Annotated in this window: 19 protein-coding genes; 9 read left to right on the forward strand and 10 right to left on the reverse strand. The window is 68.9% G+C overall.

Annotation, left to right across the window (positions count from 1 at the left end; genetic code table 11):
- Positions 1–173: 173 nt before the first annotated feature.
- The 5 genes from pucL to OG904_RS04190 form a co-directional block, all read right to left on the reverse strand.
- Complete coding sequence (pucL, locus tag OG904_RS04170) at positions 174–1,097, reverse strand: factor-independent urate hydroxylase (protein WP_405487476.1); 924 nt, start codon at positions 1,095–1,097, stop codon at positions 174–176.
- Between the two features lie 5 nt (positions 1,098–1,102).
- A complete protein-coding gene (gene uraH / locus OG904_RS04175; RefSeq protein ID WP_405487478.1) occupies positions 1,103–1,492 on the reverse strand; it encodes a hydroxyisourate hydrolase in 390 nt (129 codons plus the stop codon).
- A gap of 8 nt (positions 1,493–1,500) precedes the next feature.
- Positions 1,501–2,016: a 2-oxo-4-hydroxy-4-carboxy-5-ureidoimidazoline decarboxylase gene (uraD, locus tag OG904_RS04180; RefSeq protein ID WP_405487480.1), complete on the reverse strand. Its 516-nt coding sequence runs from the start codon at positions 2,014–2,016 to the stop codon at positions 1,501–1,503.
- A 154-nt stretch (positions 2,017–2,170) separates the two neighbouring features.
- On the reverse strand, positions 2,171–2,569 hold the full coding sequence (locus OG904_RS04185; RefSeq protein WP_405487483.1) for a helix-turn-helix domain-containing protein: 399 nt from the start codon (positions 2,567–2,569) through the stop codon (positions 2,171–2,173).
- Positions 2,566–2,817: a hypothetical protein gene (locus tag OG904_RS04190; protein ID WP_405487485.1), complete on the reverse strand. Its 252-nt coding sequence runs from the start codon at positions 2,815–2,817 to the stop codon at positions 2,566–2,568. Before OG904_RS04190 ends, OG904_RS04185 begins: the two co-directional genes overlap by 4 nt.
- A gap of 126 nt (positions 2,818–2,943) precedes the next feature.
- Between OG904_RS04190 and OG904_RS04195 the strand changes: the two genes are divergently transcribed.
- From OG904_RS04195 to OG904_RS04205, 3 genes are all read left to right on the forward strand, one after another.
- Positions 2,944–3,777 carry a TIM barrel protein gene (locus OG904_RS04195; protein ID WP_405487487.1) on the forward strand — a complete coding sequence of 278 codons (834 nt, stop codon included), beginning with the start codon at positions 2,944–2,946 and terminating at the stop codon, positions 3,775–3,777.
- A gap of 74 nt (positions 3,778–3,851) precedes the next feature.
- Positions 3,852–4,742 carry a 2-hydroxy-3-oxopropionate reductase gene (locus tag OG904_RS04200; RefSeq protein ID WP_371618623.1) on the forward strand — a complete coding sequence of 297 codons (891 nt, stop codon included), beginning with the start codon at positions 3,852–3,854 and terminating at the stop codon, positions 4,740–4,742.
- A gap of 258 nt (positions 4,743–5,000) precedes the next feature.
- Positions 5,001–6,458: a catalase gene (locus tag OG904_RS04205; RefSeq protein ID WP_405497754.1), complete on the forward strand. Its 1,458-nt coding sequence runs from the start codon at positions 5,001–5,003 to the stop codon at positions 6,456–6,458.
- 560 nt (positions 6,459–7,018) lie between these two features.
- Here OG904_RS04205 and OG904_RS04210 read toward each other — a convergent pair.
- Together OG904_RS04210 and gcl are read right to left on the reverse strand one after the other, a co-directional pair.
- Positions 7,019–7,288: a hypothetical protein gene (locus tag OG904_RS04210; protein ID WP_405487489.1), complete on the reverse strand. Its 270-nt coding sequence runs from the start codon at positions 7,286–7,288 to the stop codon at positions 7,019–7,021.
- A gap of 210 nt (positions 7,289–7,498) precedes the next feature.
- Entirely contained in the window at positions 7,499–9,280 is a 1,782-nt protein-coding gene (gene gcl / locus OG904_RS04215; protein WP_405497756.1) for a glyoxylate carboligase, read from the reverse strand.
- Between the two features lie 265 nt (positions 9,281–9,545).
- On the opposite strand from gcl, the gene OG904_RS04220 reads away from it, so the two are divergent.
- Complete coding sequence (locus OG904_RS04220; protein ID WP_405487491.1) at positions 9,546–10,424, forward strand: hypothetical protein; 879 nt, start codon at positions 9,546–9,548, stop codon at positions 10,422–10,424.
- 38 nt (positions 10,425–10,462) lie between these two features.
- On the forward strand, positions 10,463–10,951 hold the full coding sequence (locus OG904_RS04225; RefSeq protein ID WP_405487493.1) for a glutathione peroxidase: 489 nt from the start codon (positions 10,463–10,465) through the stop codon (positions 10,949–10,951).
- A gap of 189 nt (positions 10,952–11,140) precedes the next feature.
- Here OG904_RS04225 and OG904_RS04230 read toward each other — a convergent pair whose 3' ends face one another.
- The gene (locus OG904_RS04230) at positions 11,141–12,682 is read right to left on the reverse strand and encodes an AMP-binding protein (RefSeq protein ID WP_405487495.1); all 1,542 of its coding nucleotides are present in this window, start codon (positions 12,680–12,682) and stop codon (positions 11,141–11,143) included.
- Between the two features lie 302 nt (positions 12,683–12,984).
- Positions 12,985–14,121 carry a winged helix DNA-binding domain-containing protein gene (locus OG904_RS04235; protein WP_405487497.1) on the reverse strand — a complete coding sequence of 379 codons (1,137 nt, stop codon included), beginning with the start codon at positions 14,119–14,121 and terminating at the stop codon, positions 12,985–12,987.
- 154 nt (positions 14,122–14,275) lie between these two features.
- On the opposite strand from OG904_RS04235, the gene OG904_RS04240 reads away from it, so the two are divergent.
- On the forward strand, positions 14,276–15,454 hold the full coding sequence (locus OG904_RS04240) for a magnesium and cobalt transport protein CorA (protein ID WP_405487499.1): 1,179 nt from the start codon (positions 14,276–14,278) through the stop codon (positions 15,452–15,454).
- Positions 15,455–15,859: 405 nt separating this feature from the next.
- On the opposite strand, the gene OG904_RS04245 is transcribed toward OG904_RS04240, so the two are convergent.
- Positions 15,860–16,594: an SDR family oxidoreductase gene (locus OG904_RS04245; protein ID WP_405487501.1), complete on the reverse strand. Its 735-nt coding sequence runs from the start codon at positions 16,592–16,594 to the stop codon at positions 15,860–15,862.
- Between the two features lie 71 nt (positions 16,595–16,665).
- On the opposite strand from OG904_RS04245, the gene OG904_RS04250 reads away from it, so the two are divergent.
- From OG904_RS04250 to OG904_RS04260, 3 genes are all read left to right on the forward strand, one after another.
- On the forward strand, positions 16,666–17,589 hold the full coding sequence (locus OG904_RS04250; RefSeq protein WP_405487503.1) for a LysR family transcriptional regulator: 924 nt from the start codon (positions 16,666–16,668) through the stop codon (positions 17,587–17,589).
- A 549-nt stretch (positions 17,590–18,138) separates the two neighbouring features.
- Positions 18,139–18,771, forward strand: coding sequence for a class I SAM-dependent methyltransferase (locus OG904_RS04255; RefSeq protein ID WP_405497758.1), 633 nt, complete (start codon positions 18,139–18,141; stop codon positions 18,769–18,771).
- A gap of 51 nt (positions 18,772–18,822) precedes the next feature.
- Positions 18,823–19,245: an SMI1/KNR4 family protein gene (locus tag OG904_RS04260; RefSeq protein ID WP_405487505.1), complete on the forward strand. Its 423-nt coding sequence runs from the start codon at positions 18,823–18,825 to the stop codon at positions 19,243–19,245.
- Positions 19,246–19,345: the final 100 nt, after the last annotated feature.

The raw sequence follows: 19,345 nt of genomic DNA on the forward strand, positions 1-19,345 counted from the left end.
GTGCGGGCACGGCAAAACCCAGGGGATTTGAGTGCCGGAGCCGGGGGCCTTGACAGCTGACAGTACTGCCGCCCCGTGTGGTGCGTCCGGGTGCCGATTCAGGAAGTTGGGAGTGCTGACTGGTGTCGCGCCGCCCCGGGGCCACTGCGGAGCCCCGGGACGTGCGTGCCACATCAGAGGTTGGTCATGTCCACGGGGATGCGGGCGTCCACGCCGTCGCGGAGGACCGTCGCCTCGATCAGACCGTACGGGCGGTCCGCGGCGAAGTAGACCTCGTTGTCGTTCTTGAGACCGAAGGGCTCGAGGTCGACGAGGAAGTGGTGCTTGTTCGGGAGCGAGAAGCGGACCTCGTCGATCTCCGAACGGTGGTTGATGATGCGCGAACCCATCTGGTACAGGGTCTGCTGGAGCGACAGGGAGTAGGTCTCCGCGAAGGCCTGGAGCATGTGCTTCCGGGTCTCGGCGTAGGACTTCTCCCAGTTCGGCATCCGCTGGTCGTCGTCGGACCAGCTGAAGCGCCAGCGAGCCGAAACCTGGGTCGCCAGGATGCGGTCGTAGGCCTCCTTCAGGGTCGTGTACTTGTCCTTCACGTAACCCCAGAACTCGGAGTTCGTGGAGTTCATGACGACGAGGTCCTTGAGGCCGGAGATGACCTCCCAGTTCTTGCCGTCGTACGTGATCTGGGTGACCCGGGTCTCGCCGCCGTTGCGGACGAAGGAGTGGTTCACCTCGTCGGAGCCGATGAACTTGGAGTTGGCGTCCGAGGTGGCGATCCGGGACCAGGAGTACTCCTCGATCCGGATGCGCGCCTTCTGGATCGGCTCCTGGCTGTTGACGAACCAGCGCGCCAGGTGGATGCCGAACTGCTCGGCGGACTCGATGCCGTACTCCTTGGCGAACGCGTACACCGTGTTCTTGGTGGTGTCCGTCGGCAGGACGTTGGCGTTCGAGCCGGAGTAGTGGACGTCGTCCATGTCGCCCGAGAGGGCGACCGAGACGTTCAGGTCCTTGATGTGATGGGTGTCGCCATCCCGCGTGATCTTGACTACGCGGTTCTCTGCTTTGCCGTACTGGTTCTGGCCGAGAATCGTGGGCATGTCTGCTAGCTCCCTCGGTAAACGGAGTAGCCGAACGGGTTGAGCAGCAGCGGTACGTGATAGTGCTCGCCCGGGTTCACCGCAAAGGTGATGGTGACCTCCGGGAAAAACGCACCGCTGTCCCTTACGCGGGGGGCGTCCTGCTGCGCCTCGGCTTGCTTCTTGGAGAAGTACGTCTCGGTCTCGAAGTCGAGACGCACGTGGGTGGTGCCTTCCGGCAGGGCCGGCAGGTCCTTGCAGCGCCCGTCCGCATCGGTGGCGGAGCCGCGCAGGGCCGCCCACTCGCCGTGGAGACCCGTACGGGCCGACAGGGAGATCGCGACGCCTTCGGCGGGCTTCCCGATGCTGGTGTCCAGGATGTGCGTGGACACCGACGCGGTGGTCTCAGTGCTCATGCTCGGTCTTACTCTCCTTCTGCGGATTCCACGAGACGGGTCAGGCGAATCCGGTTGATCTTGACGAGCTCGCCGCGAGCGGTTTCCCGCTCCTGCTCCGGCGAGTTCTCGATCCGGACCTTGACCGCGTCCCGCATGAACTCACCGGTCGCACCGGTGGCGCAGATGAGGAAGACGTGGCCGAACTTGTCCTGGTAGGCCAGGTTCAGTTCGAGGAGCTCGTTCTTGAGCTCCTCCGAGGCACCGGCCATGCCACGCTGCTCGCGGGCGGAGGTCGGGTCTCCCGGCTTCGGCCGGCCGATCGGCGCGTGGCCTCCCATCGCCTCGGCCAGGTCCCCGGCGGTGAGCTCGGCCATGGCGGCCTCGTTCGCGGAGAACAGGGTTTCGGCGCTGGTGAACGGGCGCTGGGCGAGCAGCTTGCTGCCCCATGCCGAACTGGCGCACACCTCGTGCAGCTCGGCCGTGGCCGCGCTGTCGTCCAAGGCGTTGAACCGGGTGAGACCCGGGGTCGGACTCGAAGTCACGGTAGGCCTCCGTGGCCTGTTGTTGCTTTGACGGGCTGCGCATAGCTAACGCCTTCGACAACACGGCGTCAACACTTTGTTGAAACTTCCCGTACACAAAAGCCGCCGCCCGGGTGAATTGGGCGGCGGCTCGTCACCGTGAGTCAGGAGCGTCTCACTCCTGGTTGGTCTTGGCCGGCCCCCTGGGGGTGCTCGAGTCCCTGTTCAGGTAGTTGTAGACCGTGAAGCGGCTTACGCCCAGGGCTCCGGCCACCGTCTCCACACCGTGCCGGACGGAAAAGGCGCCGCGCGCCTCGAGTATCCGCACGACGTCCTGCTTGGACTTCCGGTCGAGCTGGGACAACGGTACGCCGTGCCGGCGCTCCAGCGCCGCCAGGATGTGGTCCAGCGAGTCCGAGAGCTGCGGAAGCCGTACGGCCAGCAGGTCCTGGCCCTCCCAGGCCAGCACGACGTCGTCGGGCTGGGCCAGGGACGGATCCATCAGCTCGCCGCCCATCGCGTCCACCAGCGGCTTGACCGCGGTGACGAAGGGGTGGTCACGGGGCTCGGTCATGGGGTGTCCTCCCCGATCACGTTGACCTGGAGCGAGACGCGCGTGGCCCCGGCCTCCAGGGCGTCGCGCAGCAGCGAGGTGACCGCGGTCAGCACTTCTCCGGACTCCCCTTCGGCTGTGTTACCGAAGGGGCCGACATCCACCGCGTCCAGCTGGGCCTTCTGGATGACCTCGCGAGCGGCCACGGCATGGGCAGGGGCCTCTTCAAGATCGAAGGGCTCGGTCGTGAACTCCACTCTCAATCGCACGTCGCTCAAGCTACCCGGCAGTCCGGACTTTTCGGCAGTCGGTACTTGACAAGTGAGACACCCGGCTTGCAGTCTTCCATCAGGCAGAAACTAACTTCCGCAATACGGAAGGAGCGCACACCCCTCATGGGATACACGGACCAGCGCTTCGATGTAAATCTTTCGATCCTCTTCACGGAACTCCCGCTCCTGGAGCGTCCCGCGGCTGCTGCCGCAGCGGGCTTCACAGCGGTCGAGCTGTGGTGGCCCTGGATCGAGACCCCCACCCCCGCCCAGGAGGAGCTCGACGCCCTCAAGACGGCTCTTGAGGACGCCGGCACCCAGCTGGTGGGCCTGAACTTCTACGCCGGCCAGCTGCCGGGGCCCGACCGCGGTGCGGTATCGGTTCCCGGTGCGGAGTCGGAGCGCTTCAACGCCAACATCAACGTGGCCGCGGACTTCGCGGCCTCGGTCGGCTGCAAGGCGCTGAACGCCCTCTACGGCAACCGCGTCGAAGGCGTGGACCCGGCCGTACAGGACGAGCTCGCGCTGAAGAACCTGGTCGTGGCGGCCCAGGCCGCGGACCGCGTCGGCGCGATCCTCCTGATCGAGACCCTCAACAAGCCCGAGTCGCCGCTCTACCCGCTGGTGAGCGCCCCGGCCGGCATCGAGGTAGTGGACAAGGTGAACGAGGCCACCGGCCTCGGGAACGCCAAGTTCCTGCTCGACCTGTACCACCTGGCGATGAACGATGAGGACCTCTCCGAGGTCATCGAAAAGTACGCCGCCAAGACCGGACACGTCCAGATTGCGGACAAGCCGGGACGAGGTGCCCCCGGCACCGGCGAGCTGCCCCTCGAAGAGCTGCTCGACCAGCTCGAGAAGGCCGGCTACCAGGGCTTTGTCGGTCTCGAGTACAAGGCCGCCGACGCCGCCGCCTCCTTCGCATGGCTGCCGGCCGAGGCCCGCGCCGCGAAGTAGGCGGAAAAGTCCGGGCGAACAGCCAGGCACCTGACGAACTTTTCGTACGAAGCATTAAGAGAAGGACCCTCACCATGAGCAACCTCCCCAAAATCGCGTGGATCGGCCTCGGCATCATGGGCTCCCCCATGGCCGAGAACCTCCTGAAGGCCGGCTACTCGGTCACCGGCTTCACGCTGGAGCAGGACAAGCTGGACCGCCTGGCCGCGGCCGGTGGCGGTGCCGCCGGTTCGATCGCCGAGGCCGTGGCCGATGCCGACGTCATCATCACGATGGTCCCCGCGTCCCCGCAGGTCGAGGCCATCTCCTACGGTGAGAACGGCATCCTCGAGAACGCCAAGTCCGGCGCGCTGATCATCGACATGTCCTCGATCACCCCGCAGACCTCGATCGACCTGGCGAAGAACGCCGCCGCCAAGGGCATCCGCGTCATCGACGCCCCGGTGTCCGGTGGCGAGGCCGGTGCCATCGAGGCCGTCCTGTCGATCATGGTGGGTGGCGAGCAGGCCGACTTCGACGAGGCCCTCCCGATCCTCGAGGCCCTCGGCAAGGTCATCGTCCTGTGCGGTCCGCACGGCTCCGGCCAGACGGTGAAGGCCGCCAACCAGCTCATCGTCGCGGTGAACATCCAGGCGTGCGCCGAGGCCGTCGTCTTCCTCGAGAAGTCGGGCGTGAACCTCGAAGCGGCTCTCGACGTGCTCAACGGCGGTCTGGCCGGCTCCACGGTCCTGACCCGCAAGAAGGCCAACTTCCTGAACCGCGACTTCAAGCCCGGTTTCCGGATCGACCTGCACCACAAGGACATGGGCATCGTCACCGACGCCGCCCGCAACGTCGGTGCGGCCCTCCCGGTCGGCGCGGTCGTCGCCCAGCTGGTCGCCTCGCTGCGCGCCCAGGGTGACGGCGGCCTGGACCACTCCGCGCTCCTGCGCGCGGTCGAGCGCCTCTCCGGCGCCCAGATCTGAGCTCGGCTCGCTGAGCCCGCTCCGGCCGGCGGCCCTCCCGTAGGGCCGCCGCCCTCCCCGCTCGCGGGGACCTGAGTTTCCGGATGGTGCCGGTGCTGACACCTGTCCTGTCGCGCCCAAGCGCCGGCACCGTCCGGATCACCTCTCCCTCCATCTTTCTTTTCAACAAACTGTTGACGTCGAGTTCATGCCGAAATTAGGCTGTTCCGCATGACGGAAGACGGATTCCGTCAGCAGTTCCCCGTACGGAAGGTCACCATGTCGAAGCGCACGCTGACGACCGAGTCTGGCGCCCCGGTCGCCGACAACCAGAACTCCGCTACCGCCGGCGTCGGTGGCCCCATCCTGGTCCAGGACCAGCAGCTCCTCGAGAAGCTCGCCCGCTTCAACCGTGAGCGCATCCCGGAGCGTGTGGTGCACGCCCGCGGCTCCGCCGCGTACGGCCACTTCGAGGTGACCGACGACGTCACCGCGTACACCAGCGCCGCGTTCCTGAACACGGTCGGCAAGAAGACCGAGACCTTCCTGCGGTTCTCCACCGTGGCCGACTCGCTGGGTGGCGCGGACGCGGTCCGCGACCCGCGCGGCTTCGCGCTGAAGTTCTACACCGAAGAGGGCAACTACGACCTCGTCGGCAACAACACCCCGGTGTTCTTCATCAAGGACCCGATCAAGTTCCCCGACTTCATCCACTCCCAGAAGCGCGACCCCTTCACGGGCAAGCAGGAGCCGGACAACGTCTGGGACTTCTGGGCGCACGCCCCCGAGGCCACGCACCAGATCACCTGGCTGATGGGTGACCGCGGCATCCCGGCCTCGTACCGTCACATGAACGGCTACGGCTCCCACACGTACCAGTGGACCAACGCGCAGGGCGAGGCCTTCTTCGTCAAGTACCACTTCAAGACGAACCAGGGCATCCGCTGCCTGTCCGGTGACCAGGCCGCCGAGCTCGTCGGCAAGGACGGCAACTCGCACCAGACCGACCTGCTCCAGGCGATCGAGCGCGGCGTGAACCCGAGCTGGACCCTCTACGTCCAGATCATGCCCGCCGCCGAGGCCGCGGACTACCGGTTCAACCCGTTCGACATCACCAAGGTGTGGCCGCACACGGACTACCCGCTGCAGCGCGTCGGCCGTCTGGTCCTGGACCGGAACCCCGACAACGTCTTCGCCGAGGTCGAGCAGTCCGCGTTCTCCCCGAACAACTTCGTCCCGGGCATCACCGCCTCGCCGGACAAGATGCTCCAGGGCCGCCTGTTCGCGTACGCCGACGCCCAGCGCTACCGCCTCGGCGTGAACCACACCGTGCTGCCGGTCAACGCCCCGAAGGCGACGAAGGCCGACAACTACGGCCGCGACGGCGTCATGGCGCTGCGCAACGGCTCGCGCCACGACAAGAACTACGAGCCCAACTCGTACCAGGGTCCGGCCGAGACCGGCCTGGCGCTGGGCGCCCCGAAGGCCGTCTCCGGCTACACGGGCACCCACGAGGCCCCGGCCCACACCAAGGACGACGACTTCTTCCAGGCCGGTGAGCTCTACCGACTGATGTCGGAGGCCGAGAAGCAGCGTCTGGTGGCGAACATCGCCGGCGGCCTGTCCCAGGTCACCATCGAGGACGTCATCGAGAAGAACCTGGCTCACTTCCACGCCGCGGACGCCGACTACGGCAAGCGCGTCGAGGAGGCCGTTCGCGCCCTGCGCGACGCCTGAGCCCCAAAGCTGCACCGGGGGCCTGACGGGAGGTCAGGTTCCGGGTGCTGAGCCCACACCGCGGACCCGGATGAGGGGTGGTACGCGGTGAGGGCAGGACGAGGACCGTGGCGAGCGTGCGAGCCAGTGCGGTGGTAATGGGTTCCGAGGCCCGTCTCTTGACCTGAGGGAGACGAAGCCGGAGTTCTCGTCGCCGCCCGCCACGGTCCCAGCCAACCACTCCTCTATATACAGAGGAGCACCTCCCCCACCTTCTCCGCCCGGCGGTGCGAACGTCCTGTCGCGCCAGCCTCGTACCGTCGGGCGGTAACAGCAGCACGCACTCGAAGAGCCGAGTCACGGACGGTCCCGTGACTCGGCTCTTTGTCTTGCCGCCGGCCCCTGACCGCCGCCCCCTCGGCGCCGGCGGTCAGGGCCATGGGAAGACCTGATGAGCCACTGCCGGTTGTCCAGGGTGCTTTGCGTGGGGATGCCGCTGGTGCGGTTCGCGGACCCGCTGATGGCCGTGGGCCCGAGCGCCGCCCCGGCCTTGAAGGGCCAGCTGTCGTCCCACCGGCTGCTCAGCTGAGCCGCTGCCGGGACTTCGCGCTGCGACGGACGTTCAGCAGCTTCGTGTCGGCCTCGGGATCGATCCTGTGCACCGCGTCGAGGAAGGCCGCACGCCGGTCCGGATCGGTGAGGCAGGGGTTGACGGAGCGGTAGTCCGAAGCCATCTCGACCTGGGTGTACACGTCCGCCTGGGCACCCCGCCCCACCCGGGCCGCCGCGTCGGCCACCACCCGCAGCGGCTCCAGTACCTCGCCCTGGCGCTCCGGGCCCATCTCGGCCACCAAGGGGACGCGGCGGGCAACGGACGCCCGAGGAGGTCTCCGGGCGGCGCTCGGAAGTACCTTCGGGGCGCGGGAGGGGCGCACCGGCGCCCGTGCCGACTGGCGGAACGGCTCCGGGACCTGGGACCCGTAGGGAACGCGGAACGGCCCCCGTTCCTCCTGGAGGAGGGACGGGGGCCGCTGCGCGGTGCTAGACCAGCCTGTGTGGAACTAGGCGGACAGCGCGTTGCGGATCGCGGTCGGGGCGTGGCCCGGCTCGGTCGCGAGCTCTTCGAACTCGGTGACGTCGCTCATGTCGACCGTCTTGCTCATCGAGATGTTGGTGATGCGCTCCAGGATGGCCTCGACGACGACCGGAACCTGGTGCTCCTGGGCCCACTTCTTGGCCGTCTCGAAGGCCTCGGCCAGCTTGTCCGGGTCGGTGACGCGGATCGCCTTGACGCCCAGGCCCTCGGCGACCTTGACGTGGTCGACGCCGTAGACGCCGATCTCCGGGGTGTTGATGTTCTCGAACTCGAGGTTGACCTCGAAGTTGATGCCCAGGCCGCCCTGCGCCTGGCGGATCAGACCCAGGTAGGCGTTGTTCACGAGGACGTGGACGTAGGGGACCTTGTGCTGCGCGGCGACCGCGAGCTCCTCGATCATGAACTGGAAGTCGTAGTCGCCGGACAGGGCGACGATCGGGGTCTCGGGGTCCGCGGTGGCGGCACCGATCGCGGCCGGGATGGTCCAGCCGAGCGGGCCGGCCTGGCCGCAGTTGATCCAGTTGCGCGGCTTGTAGACGTGCAGCATCTGCGCACCGGCGATCTGGGACAGACCGATGGTGGTGACGTAGCGGGTCTCCGGGCCGAAGGCCTTGTTCATCTCCTCGTAGACGCGCTGCGGCTTCATGGGGATGTTGTCGAAGTGCGTGCGGCGCAGCAGCGTGGCCTTGCGCTCCTGGGCGGAGGCGGCCCAAGCGCTGAAGTCGGGCAGCTTGCCCTCGGCCTTGAGCTCCTTCGCGATCTCGATGAAGAGCTCCAGGGCCGCCTTGGCGTCCGAGGCGATGCCGAAGTCCGGGGCGAAGATCTTGCCGATCTGGGTCGGCTCGATGTCGACGTGGACGAACTTGCGGCCCTTGGTGTAGGCCTCGAGGTTGTAACCGGTGTGACGGTTGGCCCAGCGGTTGCCGATGCCGAAGACGAAGTCCGACTCGAGGAAGGTCGCGTTGCCGTAGCGGTGCGCGGTCTGCACACCGACCATGCCGGCGGCCAGCTCGTGGTCGTCCGGGATGGTGCCCCAGCCCATGAGGGTGGAGATGACCGGGACGTTCGTCAGCTCGGCGAACTCGACCAGCAGGTCGGAGGCGTCGGCGTTGATGATGCCGCCACCGGCGACGATCAGCGGACGCTCGGACTCCAGCAGGAACTGCAGGGCCTTGGCGGCCTGGGCGCGGGTGGCCTGCGGCTTGTAGACCGGCAGCGGCGCGTAGGTCTCGGGGTCGAACTCGATCTCGGTCAGCTGGACGTCGATCGGGAGGTCGATGAGGACCGGGCCCGGACGGCCGGAGCGCATCAGGTGGAAGGCCTCCTGGAACACGCCCGGAACCTGGGCGGCCTCCAGGACGGTCGTCGCCTTCTTGGTGACCGGCTTGGCGATCGAGGCGATGTCGACGGCCTGGAAGTCCTCCTTGTGGAGCTTCGAGACCGGAGCCTGACCGGTGATGCACAGGATCGGGATCGAGTCCGCGATCGCGGAGTACAGGCCGGTGATCATGTCGGTGCCGGCCGGGCCCGAGGTACCGATGCAGACGCCGATGTTGCCGGCCTTGGCACGGGTGTAGCCCTCGGCCATGTGCGAGGCGCCTTCGACGTGGCGGGCCAGCGTGTGTGCGATGCCGCCCACGTTCTTGAGCTCGCGGTAGAACGGGTTGATCGCAGCACCGGGGACGCCGAACGCTTGTTCGACACCCTCGAGCTTGAGGATCTCCACTGCAGCGGCGGCGGCTGTCATACGAGGCATCGAGTTCTCCTGCGGGTCTGGCGGTCAGGCTTTTCCGTAATCCGGAAGTTTTGTTCTGCTATACGGAACAAGCTAAGCGTCGACTTCGCGCACGTCAAGGCGGTGCGGCACCCCGGAACCCACCAAAAGCCGCGTCTCGGTCGGTGAGTTGTACGAAAAACCAGCTCTCGACTGAAAATCGGGGGTCTGCTCGCCCCTCCCGTGGCAGGTGGTGGACCATGGGCCTACGCACAGCGACGAAGGGGGTCCAGGTCTCATGGCGGATGCGGTACCGGTGCGCTGTCCGGCGTGCCTGCGCGAGAACGGTTACGCCACTCCGGTCTTCCCCTGCGCCTGCGGGAACCCGGTCACCCCGCCTCTGGACCTGACCTCGCCACCCCGGGAGCTGACCCATCGCACCTGGTCGGAGAGCTGGGTGGCGGTGCGGTGCACGGCCTGCGGGCGGGAGAGCGAGTGGCCGCATCCGGAGGTGGGGTGCGGCTCCTGCGGGACGGTGGTGCTGATCCCGGTGCATCCGCTGGAGCCGGTGGCGGGCGGGGACGTACGCACTCCCCCGCGCGCGGGGGCCGCGCCCGGACGGGCGGCCGGGCCCACGGGCCCCGGGGACGGGTCCGCGCAGGTGCCGCCGCCGGCGTCGGCCGCACCTGAAGAGGGGTCGGAACCGGGATCGGGGCAGGGATCAGGGCACGATCCGGCGTACGGGTCCGCGCACACCCAGGCGGCCCCGCCCGCAGACCCGGCGGTGCCGCGGCCCGCGTTCCGCCCGGCGACCATCCGTACCGCCCGGGACGCGGTGGTCACGGCCGCGCTGTACCTGCGCTGGCTCGGCTTCCAGGACGTGCGCCAGCCCGACGGACGACCGATCCCCTCGGCGGCGGTGGACCTGCGGGCCCCCGGGCTGGTCGCGCAGGTGGACCCGACCACGGCGCCGGCCGGGCTGCGCGCGGTGGAGTGCGTCTGGCTGAACGGGCTGACGGCCTGCGCGACCAGCGTCTACTTCTCGCTGGCCGGATACACGGAGGACGCGCGCGCACGCGCGGACGACCTCGGCATACCCCTCTTCGTCATGGACCTCACGGGCATGCCCCAGCCGGTAAACGACCCGGCGGACGACCTGGTCGGTATGGGGGCCTAGGCTCGGAGGCATTCCGTGCTTCTGCCGAGGAGAGCTTGATGAGCCTGTACGACATCCCGCTGACCACCCTGTCCGACGAGCCGACCAGCCTCGCTGCGTACAAGGGCAAGGCGATCCTGCTCGTGAACACCGCCTCCCAGTGCGGTCTCACCCCGCAGTACTCGGGTCTGGCCCGGCTGCAGTTCAAGTACGAGGAGAAGGGCTTCACCGTCATCGGCGTGCCCTGCAACCAGTTCGGCGGGCAGGAGCCGGGCAACGCCGACGACATCCAGACCTTCTGCGCGTCCGGTTTCGGCGTCACCTTCCCGATGCTGGAGAAGTCCGAGGTCAACGGGGAGAACCGGCACCCGCTCTACCAGGAGCTGGTGAAGACCCCGGACGCCGACGGCGAGGCCGGTGACATCACCTGGAACTTCGAGAAGTTCCTGATCTCCCCCGCCGGCGAGGTCGTGGGCCGCTTCCGCCCGCGCACCGAGCCGGAGGCCCCCGAGGTCATCGCGGCGATCGAGGCGCAGCTGCCGGCCTAGTCGGTCGGCGGCCGGATCCGGCCACGGGGGCGGTACGGGGCTGCGCGCGCAGCTCCGTACCGCCCCCGCCGGGTGTGAGGCCGGGTCCGGCTCCGGGTCCGGGTCTGGCTCCGGGTCTGGCTCCGGGTCTGGCTCCGGGTCTGGCTCCGGGTCTGGCTCCGGGTCTGGCTCCGGCTCCGGCTCGGGCGGTCAGTTCACTTCCCGCTCCAGGCCCGACCAGTACGGTTCGCGAAGCTTGAACTTCTGGATCTTGCCGGTGGCCGTGCGCGGGATGGTGTCGCGGAACTCGACCGTCGTCGGAGCCTTGTAGCCCGCCAGCCGCTGCTTGCAGTGGGCGATGATGTCCGCCTCACCCGCGGCCGCCCCCTCGGCGAGGACCACGAGGGCTTTGATCGTCTCGCCCCACTTCTCGTGCGGGACACCGATGACGGCGACCTCCGCGACCGCCGGATGGCTGAAGATCGCGTCCTCCACCTCGATCGAGGACACGTTCTCGCCGCCGGTGATGATCACGTCCTTCTTCCGGTCGGAGATCGTCAGATGGCCGTCGGCCTCGTCGATCGTGCCGCCGTCGCCGGTGTGGAACCAGCCGTCCTCCAGGGCCGCATCGGTCTCCTCCGGCTTGTCCCAGTACCCCTCCAGTACGACGTTCGACCTGGCCAGGACCTCGCCCGTGTCGGAAACCCGCAGCTTGACCCCGAGCGCGGGCAGCCCCGCGCGCGACAGCTTGCGCGCCCGTTCCGCGGCCGGCAGCGCGGCGTCGGCGGGCCGGGTCCGGTTGAAGGTGAGCAGCGGCGAGGTCTCCGTCAGACCGTAGATCTGCGTGAACTCCCAGCCCAGCTCCTCGCCCATGCGCTGGATCGTCCGGCTCGGCGGTGGGGCGCCCGCGCAGACGATGCGTACCTTGTCGCGGCCCGGGATCTCGCCCTCCCAGGTCGCGGCGGCGTCCAGCACCGTGTTCCAGACCGCGGGCGCGCCGCACATCAGCGTGACGCCGTGCTCCTCGACGCGGCGCAGGATCTCCGCGCCGTCGATCTTGCGCAGCACGACCTGCTTGACGCCGAGCCCGGCCATCACGAAGGGCATGCCCCAGCCGTTGCAGTGGAACATCGGCAGCGTGTGCATGTAGACGTCGCGCTCCCAGACCCGGGTGTGGAGGCCGAAGGTCAGCCCGTTCACCCAGATGTTCCGGTGCGTGAGCTGTACGCCCTTGGGCCGGGCCGTGGTCCCCGAGGTGTAGTTGATGGTCGCCGTGGCGTCCTCGTCCGGGTGCGACCAGGGGCGCGGCTCCACGCCGAAGCGCATCAGCTCGAGGTCCGTCTGGTGCCCGAGGACGAAGCGGTGGCGCGCCTTGACGGCGGACAGCGACTCGTCCAGCTCGGGGTCGACCAGCAGGACGGACGCCCCGCTCTGCCGCACCACGTACTCCACCTCTTCGGGCTTGAGGCGGAAGTTCACCGGCACGCAGACGCGTCCGCTCATCGGCACGGCGAACAGCAGCTCCAGGAGCCGCGCGGAATTGTGGCTGACGACGGCCACGCGCTCGCCCTCGCCGACGCCCAGCGCGTCCAGACCCGCCTGCCAGGCCCGCACGCGCTCGCCGAGCCGCCCGTACGTCGAATCGGGGACCGGGGGGCCGGGCTGATCCGGCTCGTCCACCACTCCCGGACTGGACGAGAACCCCAGCTCCGCCCGGTCGAGGAAGTCCGTGACGGTCATGGGAATCCGCATTGCTCTCTCCTTGTGTCCCGAACATGAGCGCTCCGCGAACGAGAACGAGCACGTCGGCGTCCTGGTACCCCGCGTCTGGGCACCCCGGCGTCCCGGCGGCTCGGCATCCCGGTCGTGCCACGCATCGTGCCGTGCCGGGTGTACGGGCCACCAGAGCCCTGTCGGCCTCGTTGGCCTCGTCTGCCTCATGGGCCTCGCTGGTCTCACGGACCCGCCGACGTGCCCGTTCCCCTCTTCCTGGGTCCTCTCCCCTTCTCCCCTTCTCCCCTTCTCCCCTTCTCCCCCTCTTCCCCGGCGCCTCATCAGGCGCGGATCGCCCCGAACCGGACCGAGCCGCTGGAAGCCTTCGCCCCCTCCTCCGCACTCTCCCCGGCCTCCGTCATATCGGCGATGAGCCGCTCCCCCTCGGCCACGATCTCCGCCCTGCTCGCCTTGGAGGCAGCCGAGAACAGCTCGACGGTGAGCGTGGCCGCGTCCAGCTTCCAGAGCCCCGCGAGGAATCCGTCGAGCAGCAGGGTGCAGTGGGCCTGGTTCCCCGACCAGGTGCGGCCCTTGAGCTCGGGGTCGATCACCCGGGTGCGGTCGGCGTGCGAGAGGAGCAGGTTGTCGAACTCGGGGAGGAACCGCGGCGGCGCGGGCTGGTCGGCATCGGGGCGGGGTCCGTCGGGCAGGTCGAAGAGTTCGACTCCGTTCTCGTCCTGGAAGACGGCCAGGCCCGGCCGGAGCCGCTCGAAGACCTCCCGCAGCCGGGTGAGACCGGCCCACGTCTGCATGTCCTTGACGGAGGCGGGCCCGAACGCGCCGAGGTAACGCAGAACAGCCGCGTCCATCCCCCCTGCACCACTGCCCGGGTCAACGTCTCCGACCCACTCGCTCAGGGTGGTGAGCCGCACCTGCCCGCTCTTCCCCCACACCCCGCGCGGGGTGACCTGGACGAGCGGCAGCCGGCAGCGCGCGGCGACGGACAGCGACTGCGGGTCGGCGTCGGGCCACTCCTTCAGCAGCTCTTCCCGTATCTCCCCCATGGTCCGCGGCTCGGTCTCCACGAAGACCCGCGCGAGCTCGGCCAGCCTGTCCAGGTCCACTCCGACCAGGCCCTTGCGGAAGTACCTGACCTCCCGGTCACGGGCGGGCTGGACGAGCGGGCGCAGGACCAGCGCGTCGGCGGCCGTGTGGGTGTGGATGGTGGACCGCATGGTGACGATACGGACCGCCTGCCGGGACTCCATCAGTCCGGCGAGCTCGGCGGGCCGGAATCCGGCGAGGCGGGCGTGGAGCTGGAAGTAGGGCGGCTTCACGTTCTGGGCCTGCAGCCCGAGCAGGTGCCGCGTGGCGTCCGCCGCGGACATCTCGGCTCGCCCCAGCAGCAGCTGGCGGGCGAGCGTGGCTCGGTTCAGCGAACGGGTGTCGAGTACGGGACGCGTCGTCTTGGGGGCCATGACCAGCAACGTAGCGGCCCATGCGGACACCTGCTGTCCGCAACTCCGACCCGGCCGCGCTCCCCGCACCGAGGAGGAATGAACCGGGGGACCATTCACCCGGATATCCTGCACCTTGCCCGTAAACACCCGTTCGACCGGGAGCTGACCTGCGATGTCGGAGCGACCAGACCACCGCCCCTCGCCCCCGAACTCGCCCGCGCCCTCGAAGCGGGCGGGATGGCGCCGCCCGGCCGCCCCTCCCGCAGCTCCCCCGGCCGCACCCCCGCGGGCCCCGAAGCCGGCCCCGCAGGCCCCGAACCCCGCGGACCACCGGAGCGTGATCGACTCCGCGGTCTACCGTGACGGCCTGCGGGTCGCCTCCCCCACCACCCTCGCCGAGACCTTCCGCCGGCTGCGCGAACAGCCCGACGGCATGGCCTGGATCGGCCTGCACCGCCCCACCGAAGCGGAACTGCACTCCCTGGCCGCCGAGTTCAACCTCCACCCGCTCTCCATCGAAGACGCCCTGGAGGCCCACCAGCGGCCCAAGCTGGAACGCTACGGAGACACCCTCTTCGTCGTCCTGCGCGCCGCCCGCTACCTGGACGCCCTGGAGGAGGTCGACTTCGGCGAGCTCCACATCTTCGTCGGCCCCGACTTCCTGATCACGGTCCGCCACGGCGCCGCCCCGGACCTCTCGGCCGTCCGCCGCCGGATGGAGGGGTCCCCGGAACTCCTCTCCCTCGGCCCCGAAGCCGCCCTGTACGCGATCCTCGACGCGGTGGTCGACGGCTACGCCCCCGTCGTCGAGGGAGTCCAGATCGACATGGACGAGATCGAGACCGAAGTCTTCAGCGGCGACCCGGAGGTCTCCCGCCGCATCTACGAACTCTCCCGCGAAATGGTCGAGTTCCAACGCGCCACCCGCCCCCTGGTCGGCATGCTCCACAGCCTGATGGCAGGCTTCGCGAAGTACGGCACGGACGAGGAACTCCAGCGCTACCTCCGCGACGTGGCCGACCACGTGACCCACACCAGCGAACGCGTAGACGGCTTCCGCCAGGCCCTCACCGAAATCCTGACGGTGAACGCCACCCTGGTCTCCCAACAACAGAACGCCGAAATGCGCGCCTTGGCCGAAGCCGGCTTCGAACAGAACGAGGAGATCAAGAAGATCTCCTCGTGGGCCGCCATCCTCTTCGCCCCCACGCTGGTCGGCACGATCTACGGCATGAACTTCGAGGACATGCCCGAACTGAAGTGGGCAGGCGGCTACCCCTTCGCAATCCTGCTGATGGCGGTGGTCTGCGTCAGCCTGTACGTCATCTTCAAGAAGCGCGACTGGCTGTAGACCGCACATCAGCACCGCCGATCCACTCAGCCTCTTGGGAACGCCCAAAAGTGGCCCGCAGGGCCCCTGGGGAGAATCCGGGGAAGATCCACAGCCCGCCCATGCCGGGCGCTCCCCCGCACCCTGGGGCTGGCCCTTCCGCACCGCCGACCACCTTCGACGGCGCGCGGCCGACCCCAGCCGTACGCAAGCCGGGGTCCGTGTGGGCCGAGCTGCCCCAGCCAGCCCAGCCCTTGATGCTGACTCCGCGAGATGAATGATCACTTCGTGCCCGTCCTGGCTTGGGTGCCCACCAACTACCGGTAGGGCCCGTGGGGATGGGCGCCGCGCCAGAGGCCAGTGATCGTCACGGCGGGGGTTGAAGACACCCCGGCAGGCTTCGGGCTGAGTCGGCGCGGCATGGTCTCACCAGGGAATCGGCCCGTCCTCGGCCAAAAGGGCGCCCGTCGGGCCGTCCTCGCCCGCCGTCGCCAGGTCAACCGCCACGGCCGCGCCCTCCTCCGCCGTGCGTATCCCGGTGTGGCGGTTGAGGTCGGTCGCGCAGTAGCCGGGACTCACCGCGTTGACCAGGATCCCTTCGGCGCGCAGCTCATTGGCGTAGAGCACGGTGATCGCGTTCAGCGCGCTCTTCGAGGTGCAGTAAGGGAGGAGGGTCGAGAAGTAGGCGGCCCACGGGCTGCCCGGGTCGGCCAGGTGGGTGAGGGAGCCGAGTTCGCTGGACATGTTGACGATGCGTGCGGCGGCGGAGCGGCGTAGCAGGGGGAGCATGGCGTGGGTCACCGCGATGACTCCGAACACGTTGGTCTCGTAGACCTGCCGGACGGTGGCGGCTGGGGTTTCACTCGGCTCTTGCGGTCCGGCGGCGATCGCGGCGTTGTTGACGAGGATGTCGAGGCGGCCGAACGTGGCGTCGATGTGCTTGGCGGCGGCCTGGACCGAGGTCTCGTCGGTGACGTCCAGCGGAACGAACCGTACGTCGGCGCCGCCCGCGCGAAGCTCCTCGGCCGCCGCCTCGCCACGCTCGGCGTTGCGGGCGCCGATCAGCACGGTGATGCCGAGGGCTGCGAGCCTGCGCGCCGTTTCCTTGCCGATGCCCTTGTTCGCGCCGGTGATCAAAGCAGTCTTCTGCGAAGTCGTCATGGCACCCAGCCTCCCCTCACCCACGGGCGGCAGGGAAAGACCAGAAGACTCTGGATCTATAGTCCACGGATATGAGTGAGCTGGAGGTGCGGGAGCTGAGGTACTTCATCGCGGTCGCCGAGGAACTGAACTTCAGCCGGGCCGCGCAACGCCTGGGGATGGCGCAGCCCCCGCTGTCGAAGGCGATCGCTCAGATGGAGTCCCGGCTCGGGGTACGCCTGCTGGAGCGCACCACCCGGCAGGTGAGGCTGACCACCGCCGGTCAGGTGCTGCTCGACCAGGCCCGGATCGCGGTCGACGCGGTGCACGCGGCGGCCCGGCGAGCACGCCGGGCCGGTCAGCCGACACCCCAGCTCGTCGTGGTGGTCAAACCGGGAGGCGATGCCGGGCTGCTGCGGGAGATCCTCGCCGCCTACCGGGGAACTGGGTCGCATCTGCCGCCGCCTGAAGTCGTCATCGGCGGCAGCGGAGAGCCGATCGCCATGCTGCGGGACGGCCGTGCCGACATAGCGCTGCTGCGCAGCCCGTTCGACGGTCAAGGGCTGGATTCCCAGACGCTCGTGGTCGAGCCGCGACTGGCCGTCCTCCCCGCCGCGCACCGCCTGGCCGGGCGCCGGCGACTGCGGCTGACCGACCTCAGGGGCGAACCGATCCCGCGCTGGAAGGGGGCCGCCCCCTCCTCCATCGCCTACTTCACCGGATACGACGCCGCCGAAGCAGGCGATGGCCACACGGGCTTGGCGGCGGCTGACATTCCTGAGGGGCCGCTCGTGGCCAGCGTCGAGCAACTCCTGGAGGTGGTCGCGCTGGGGCAGGCGGTGGCGTTCCTCTCACGCTCCACCACCGAGCGGCACCAGCGCCCGGACATCGCATACCGGCCGGTCACCGGCCTCAGCCCCAGCGCGGTCATGGTCGCCTGGCCGGAGGCCTCGCGATCCGCAGCCGTCGCCGCCTTCGTCCAAGCCGCCCACGACGTCGCCACCCCACCACCCTGACCACCTGACCGCGCTGGCCTGACCGGCGTACTCAACCACTGGTAGCGCCGACCACGCGCTTCTTCCCCCGCCCCGACTGCCACTGAACCCGGCATCGTCACCCGCACGACCGGCCGGAATCACTGGAGAACCTCGATCGGACACGAGTGATCACCGCCGAAGTCTCCGCCTCGGCACGGTCCCCACGGCAGGGGCATGGGGGTCGCTCAATCAAGTCACCACGCCCTGTGCCGCGTTCGAACATCGCTGCGGCCTCTGACCATGGACCAGGGCCTCAGGTACGCACTCGGGCGCCGTGCCGAGCAGTTCGTCGATGGCCGCGCGACCCTTGCCGCCGGCCTCGGGCATGAAGTGGGCATAGTGGTCCGCAGGGGCCGTGTGCGGATGACCTCGTGTGGTCATTGAGCACGTCCATCGTCGACGCCGCGTTGGCGACGCCTGCAGCGGCGCGTGTCGCATTCCCGCAGTCCTGGTGTACTGCAGTTCACCTCGGTGGTCGCGGTGGTGGAAGGGCCGGTCGTCGTCCGATTGGTGTGGCAGGGTCGGGCCATGCCGTTTGATCACAATGACCGCTACCATCGCCTGCTCCTGCGTCAGATGCCGCGGAGTTGTGGCACGGCGCTGGATGTCGGCTGCGGGACCGGACGGTTCGCCCGCCGACTGGCCGGCCTGAACGTCGAGGTCCGCGCCGTCGACCCCTCGGAGGAGGCCATCGCGGCGGCCCGCGCCTTGTCCGAGGGAATATCCAGCGGGATGGTGCCCAGGTTCGAGCACGGGGACGTGACCGAGCTTGAGCTGCCGAAGGGGCACTACGACTTCATCTCCTGCCTGGCGAGCATCCACCACATGCCGTTCGACACGGTCACCACGCTGCGCGACGCGCTTGGCCCGGGGGGCGTCCTGGTCATCCTTGGCTGCCATCCGGAGAAGACGTGGGTCGACTGGGCCTGGAGCCTGACGGCGGTTCCCGTCAATGCCGTTACCAGGCTGGCGTTTGCGTTGATGGACAAGATCCGCCCCACCTCCGCTGGATCCGGCCGTGACCTGGCCAGGGCACCGGTGGCGCAACCGACCATGCCCCTGTTCCAGATCCGACAGGAAGCCGCGGTGCTGCTGCCCGGGTTCACCCTGCGCCGGCTCCTGTTCTGGCGCTACCTGCTCGTCTTTCGCAACAGCAGCTGACTCGGCTGCTGTTCGGCGTCAACCGCACGAGCCGATCGAGTTTTGACCTCGGTGGCAGGTACTTCTGCCGAGGCCACCGACTGGTTCCAGGCGTGGACCGGGAACAGCGAACTGGACGGCGGCGACTTCCGCGTGTTCGGACAGGACGGCACGGACGGGTACGCGGCGTTCTGGCTGATCCGCCCGAGCCAGCCGCTGGCCGAGCAGCCCGTGGTCTTCCTCGGGCCGGAGGGAGAGACCGGTGTCGTCGCGCGCGATCTGGGCGACTTCCTGTGGCTGCTGGCCGACGGCTTCGGCCCCTGGGAAGCCGCCACCTCGTACGAGCCCGACTGGAAGGCACACCCCAACCCGGAGTTGGCGGCCATCGCTGAAGGATTCGCACCGCACCAGTGCCGGTCAGCCGCGGCCGTGATCGAGCTGGCGGCCCAGGAGTTCCCCGACTTCGACGACACCATCATGAATCTCTGCCGCTGACCCCGCCGGCGTCACCGTCACCGTCACCTGCACGGCTGGGATCACTGGACAAACCCCCGATCCGATGTGAGTGATCATCACCGAATTCGCCGGTTCGGCG

Origin of the sequence: Streptomyces sp. NBC_00096 (assembly GCF_045041305.1) — a bacterium.
In the GTDB taxonomy this organism is placed as follows: Bacteria; Actinomycetota; Actinomycetes; order Streptomycetales; family Streptomycetaceae; genus Streptomyces.

Excerpts from the sequence above, each read along its gene's own strand:
- pucL (WP_405487476.1), bottom strand. The coding sequence starts at position 1,097 with ATGCCCACGATTCTCGGCCAGAACCAGTACGGCAAAGCAGAGAACCGC.
- uraH (WP_405487478.1), bottom strand. The coding sequence starts at position 1,492 with ATGAGCACTGAGACCACCGCGTCGGTGTCCACGCACATCCTGGACACC.
- OG904_RS04185 (WP_405487483.1), bottom strand. The coding sequence starts at position 2,569 with ATGACCGAGCCCCGTGACCACCCCTTCGTCACCGCGGTCAAGCCGCTG.
- OG904_RS04195 (WP_405487487.1), top strand. The coding sequence starts at position 2,944 with ATGGGATACACGGACCAGCGCTTCGATGTAAATCTTTCGATCCTCTTC.
- OG904_RS04200 (WP_371618623.1), top strand. The coding sequence starts at position 3,852 with ATGAGCAACCTCCCCAAAATCGCGTGGATCGGCCTCGGCATCATGGGC.
- OG904_RS04205 (WP_405497754.1), top strand. The coding sequence starts at position 5,001 with ATGTCGAAGCGCACGCTGACGACCGAGTCTGGCGCCCCGGTCGCCGAC.
- gcl (WP_405497756.1), bottom strand. The coding sequence starts at position 9,280 with ATGACAGCCGCCGCCGCTGCAGTGGAGATCCTCAAGCTCGAGGGTGTC.
- OG904_RS04220 (WP_405487491.1), top strand. The coding sequence starts at position 9,546 with ATGGCGGATGCGGTACCGGTGCGCTGTCCGGCGTGCCTGCGCGAGAAC.
- OG904_RS04225 (WP_405487493.1), top strand. The coding sequence starts at position 10,463 with ATGAGCCTGTACGACATCCCGCTGACCACCCTGTCCGACGAGCCGACC.
- OG904_RS04230 (WP_405487495.1), bottom strand. The coding sequence starts at position 12,682 with ATGCGGATTCCCATGACCGTCACGGACTTCCTCGACCGGGCGGAGCTG.
- OG904_RS04235 (WP_405487497.1), bottom strand. The coding sequence starts at position 14,121 with ATGGCCCCCAAGACGACGCGTCCCGTACTCGACACCCGTTCGCTGAAC.
- OG904_RS04240 (WP_405487499.1), top strand. The coding sequence starts at position 14,276 with ATGTCGGAGCGACCAGACCACCGCCCCTCGCCCCCGAACTCGCCCGCG.
- OG904_RS04245 (WP_405487501.1), bottom strand. The coding sequence starts at position 16,594 with ATGACGACTTCGCAGAAGACTGCTTTGATCACCGGCGCGAACAAGGGC.
- OG904_RS04250 (WP_405487503.1), top strand. The coding sequence starts at position 16,666 with ATGAGTGAGCTGGAGGTGCGGGAGCTGAGGTACTTCATCGCGGTCGCC.
- OG904_RS04255 (WP_405497758.1), top strand. The coding sequence starts at position 18,139 with ATGCCGTTTGATCACAATGACCGCTACCATCGCCTGCTCCTGCGTCAG.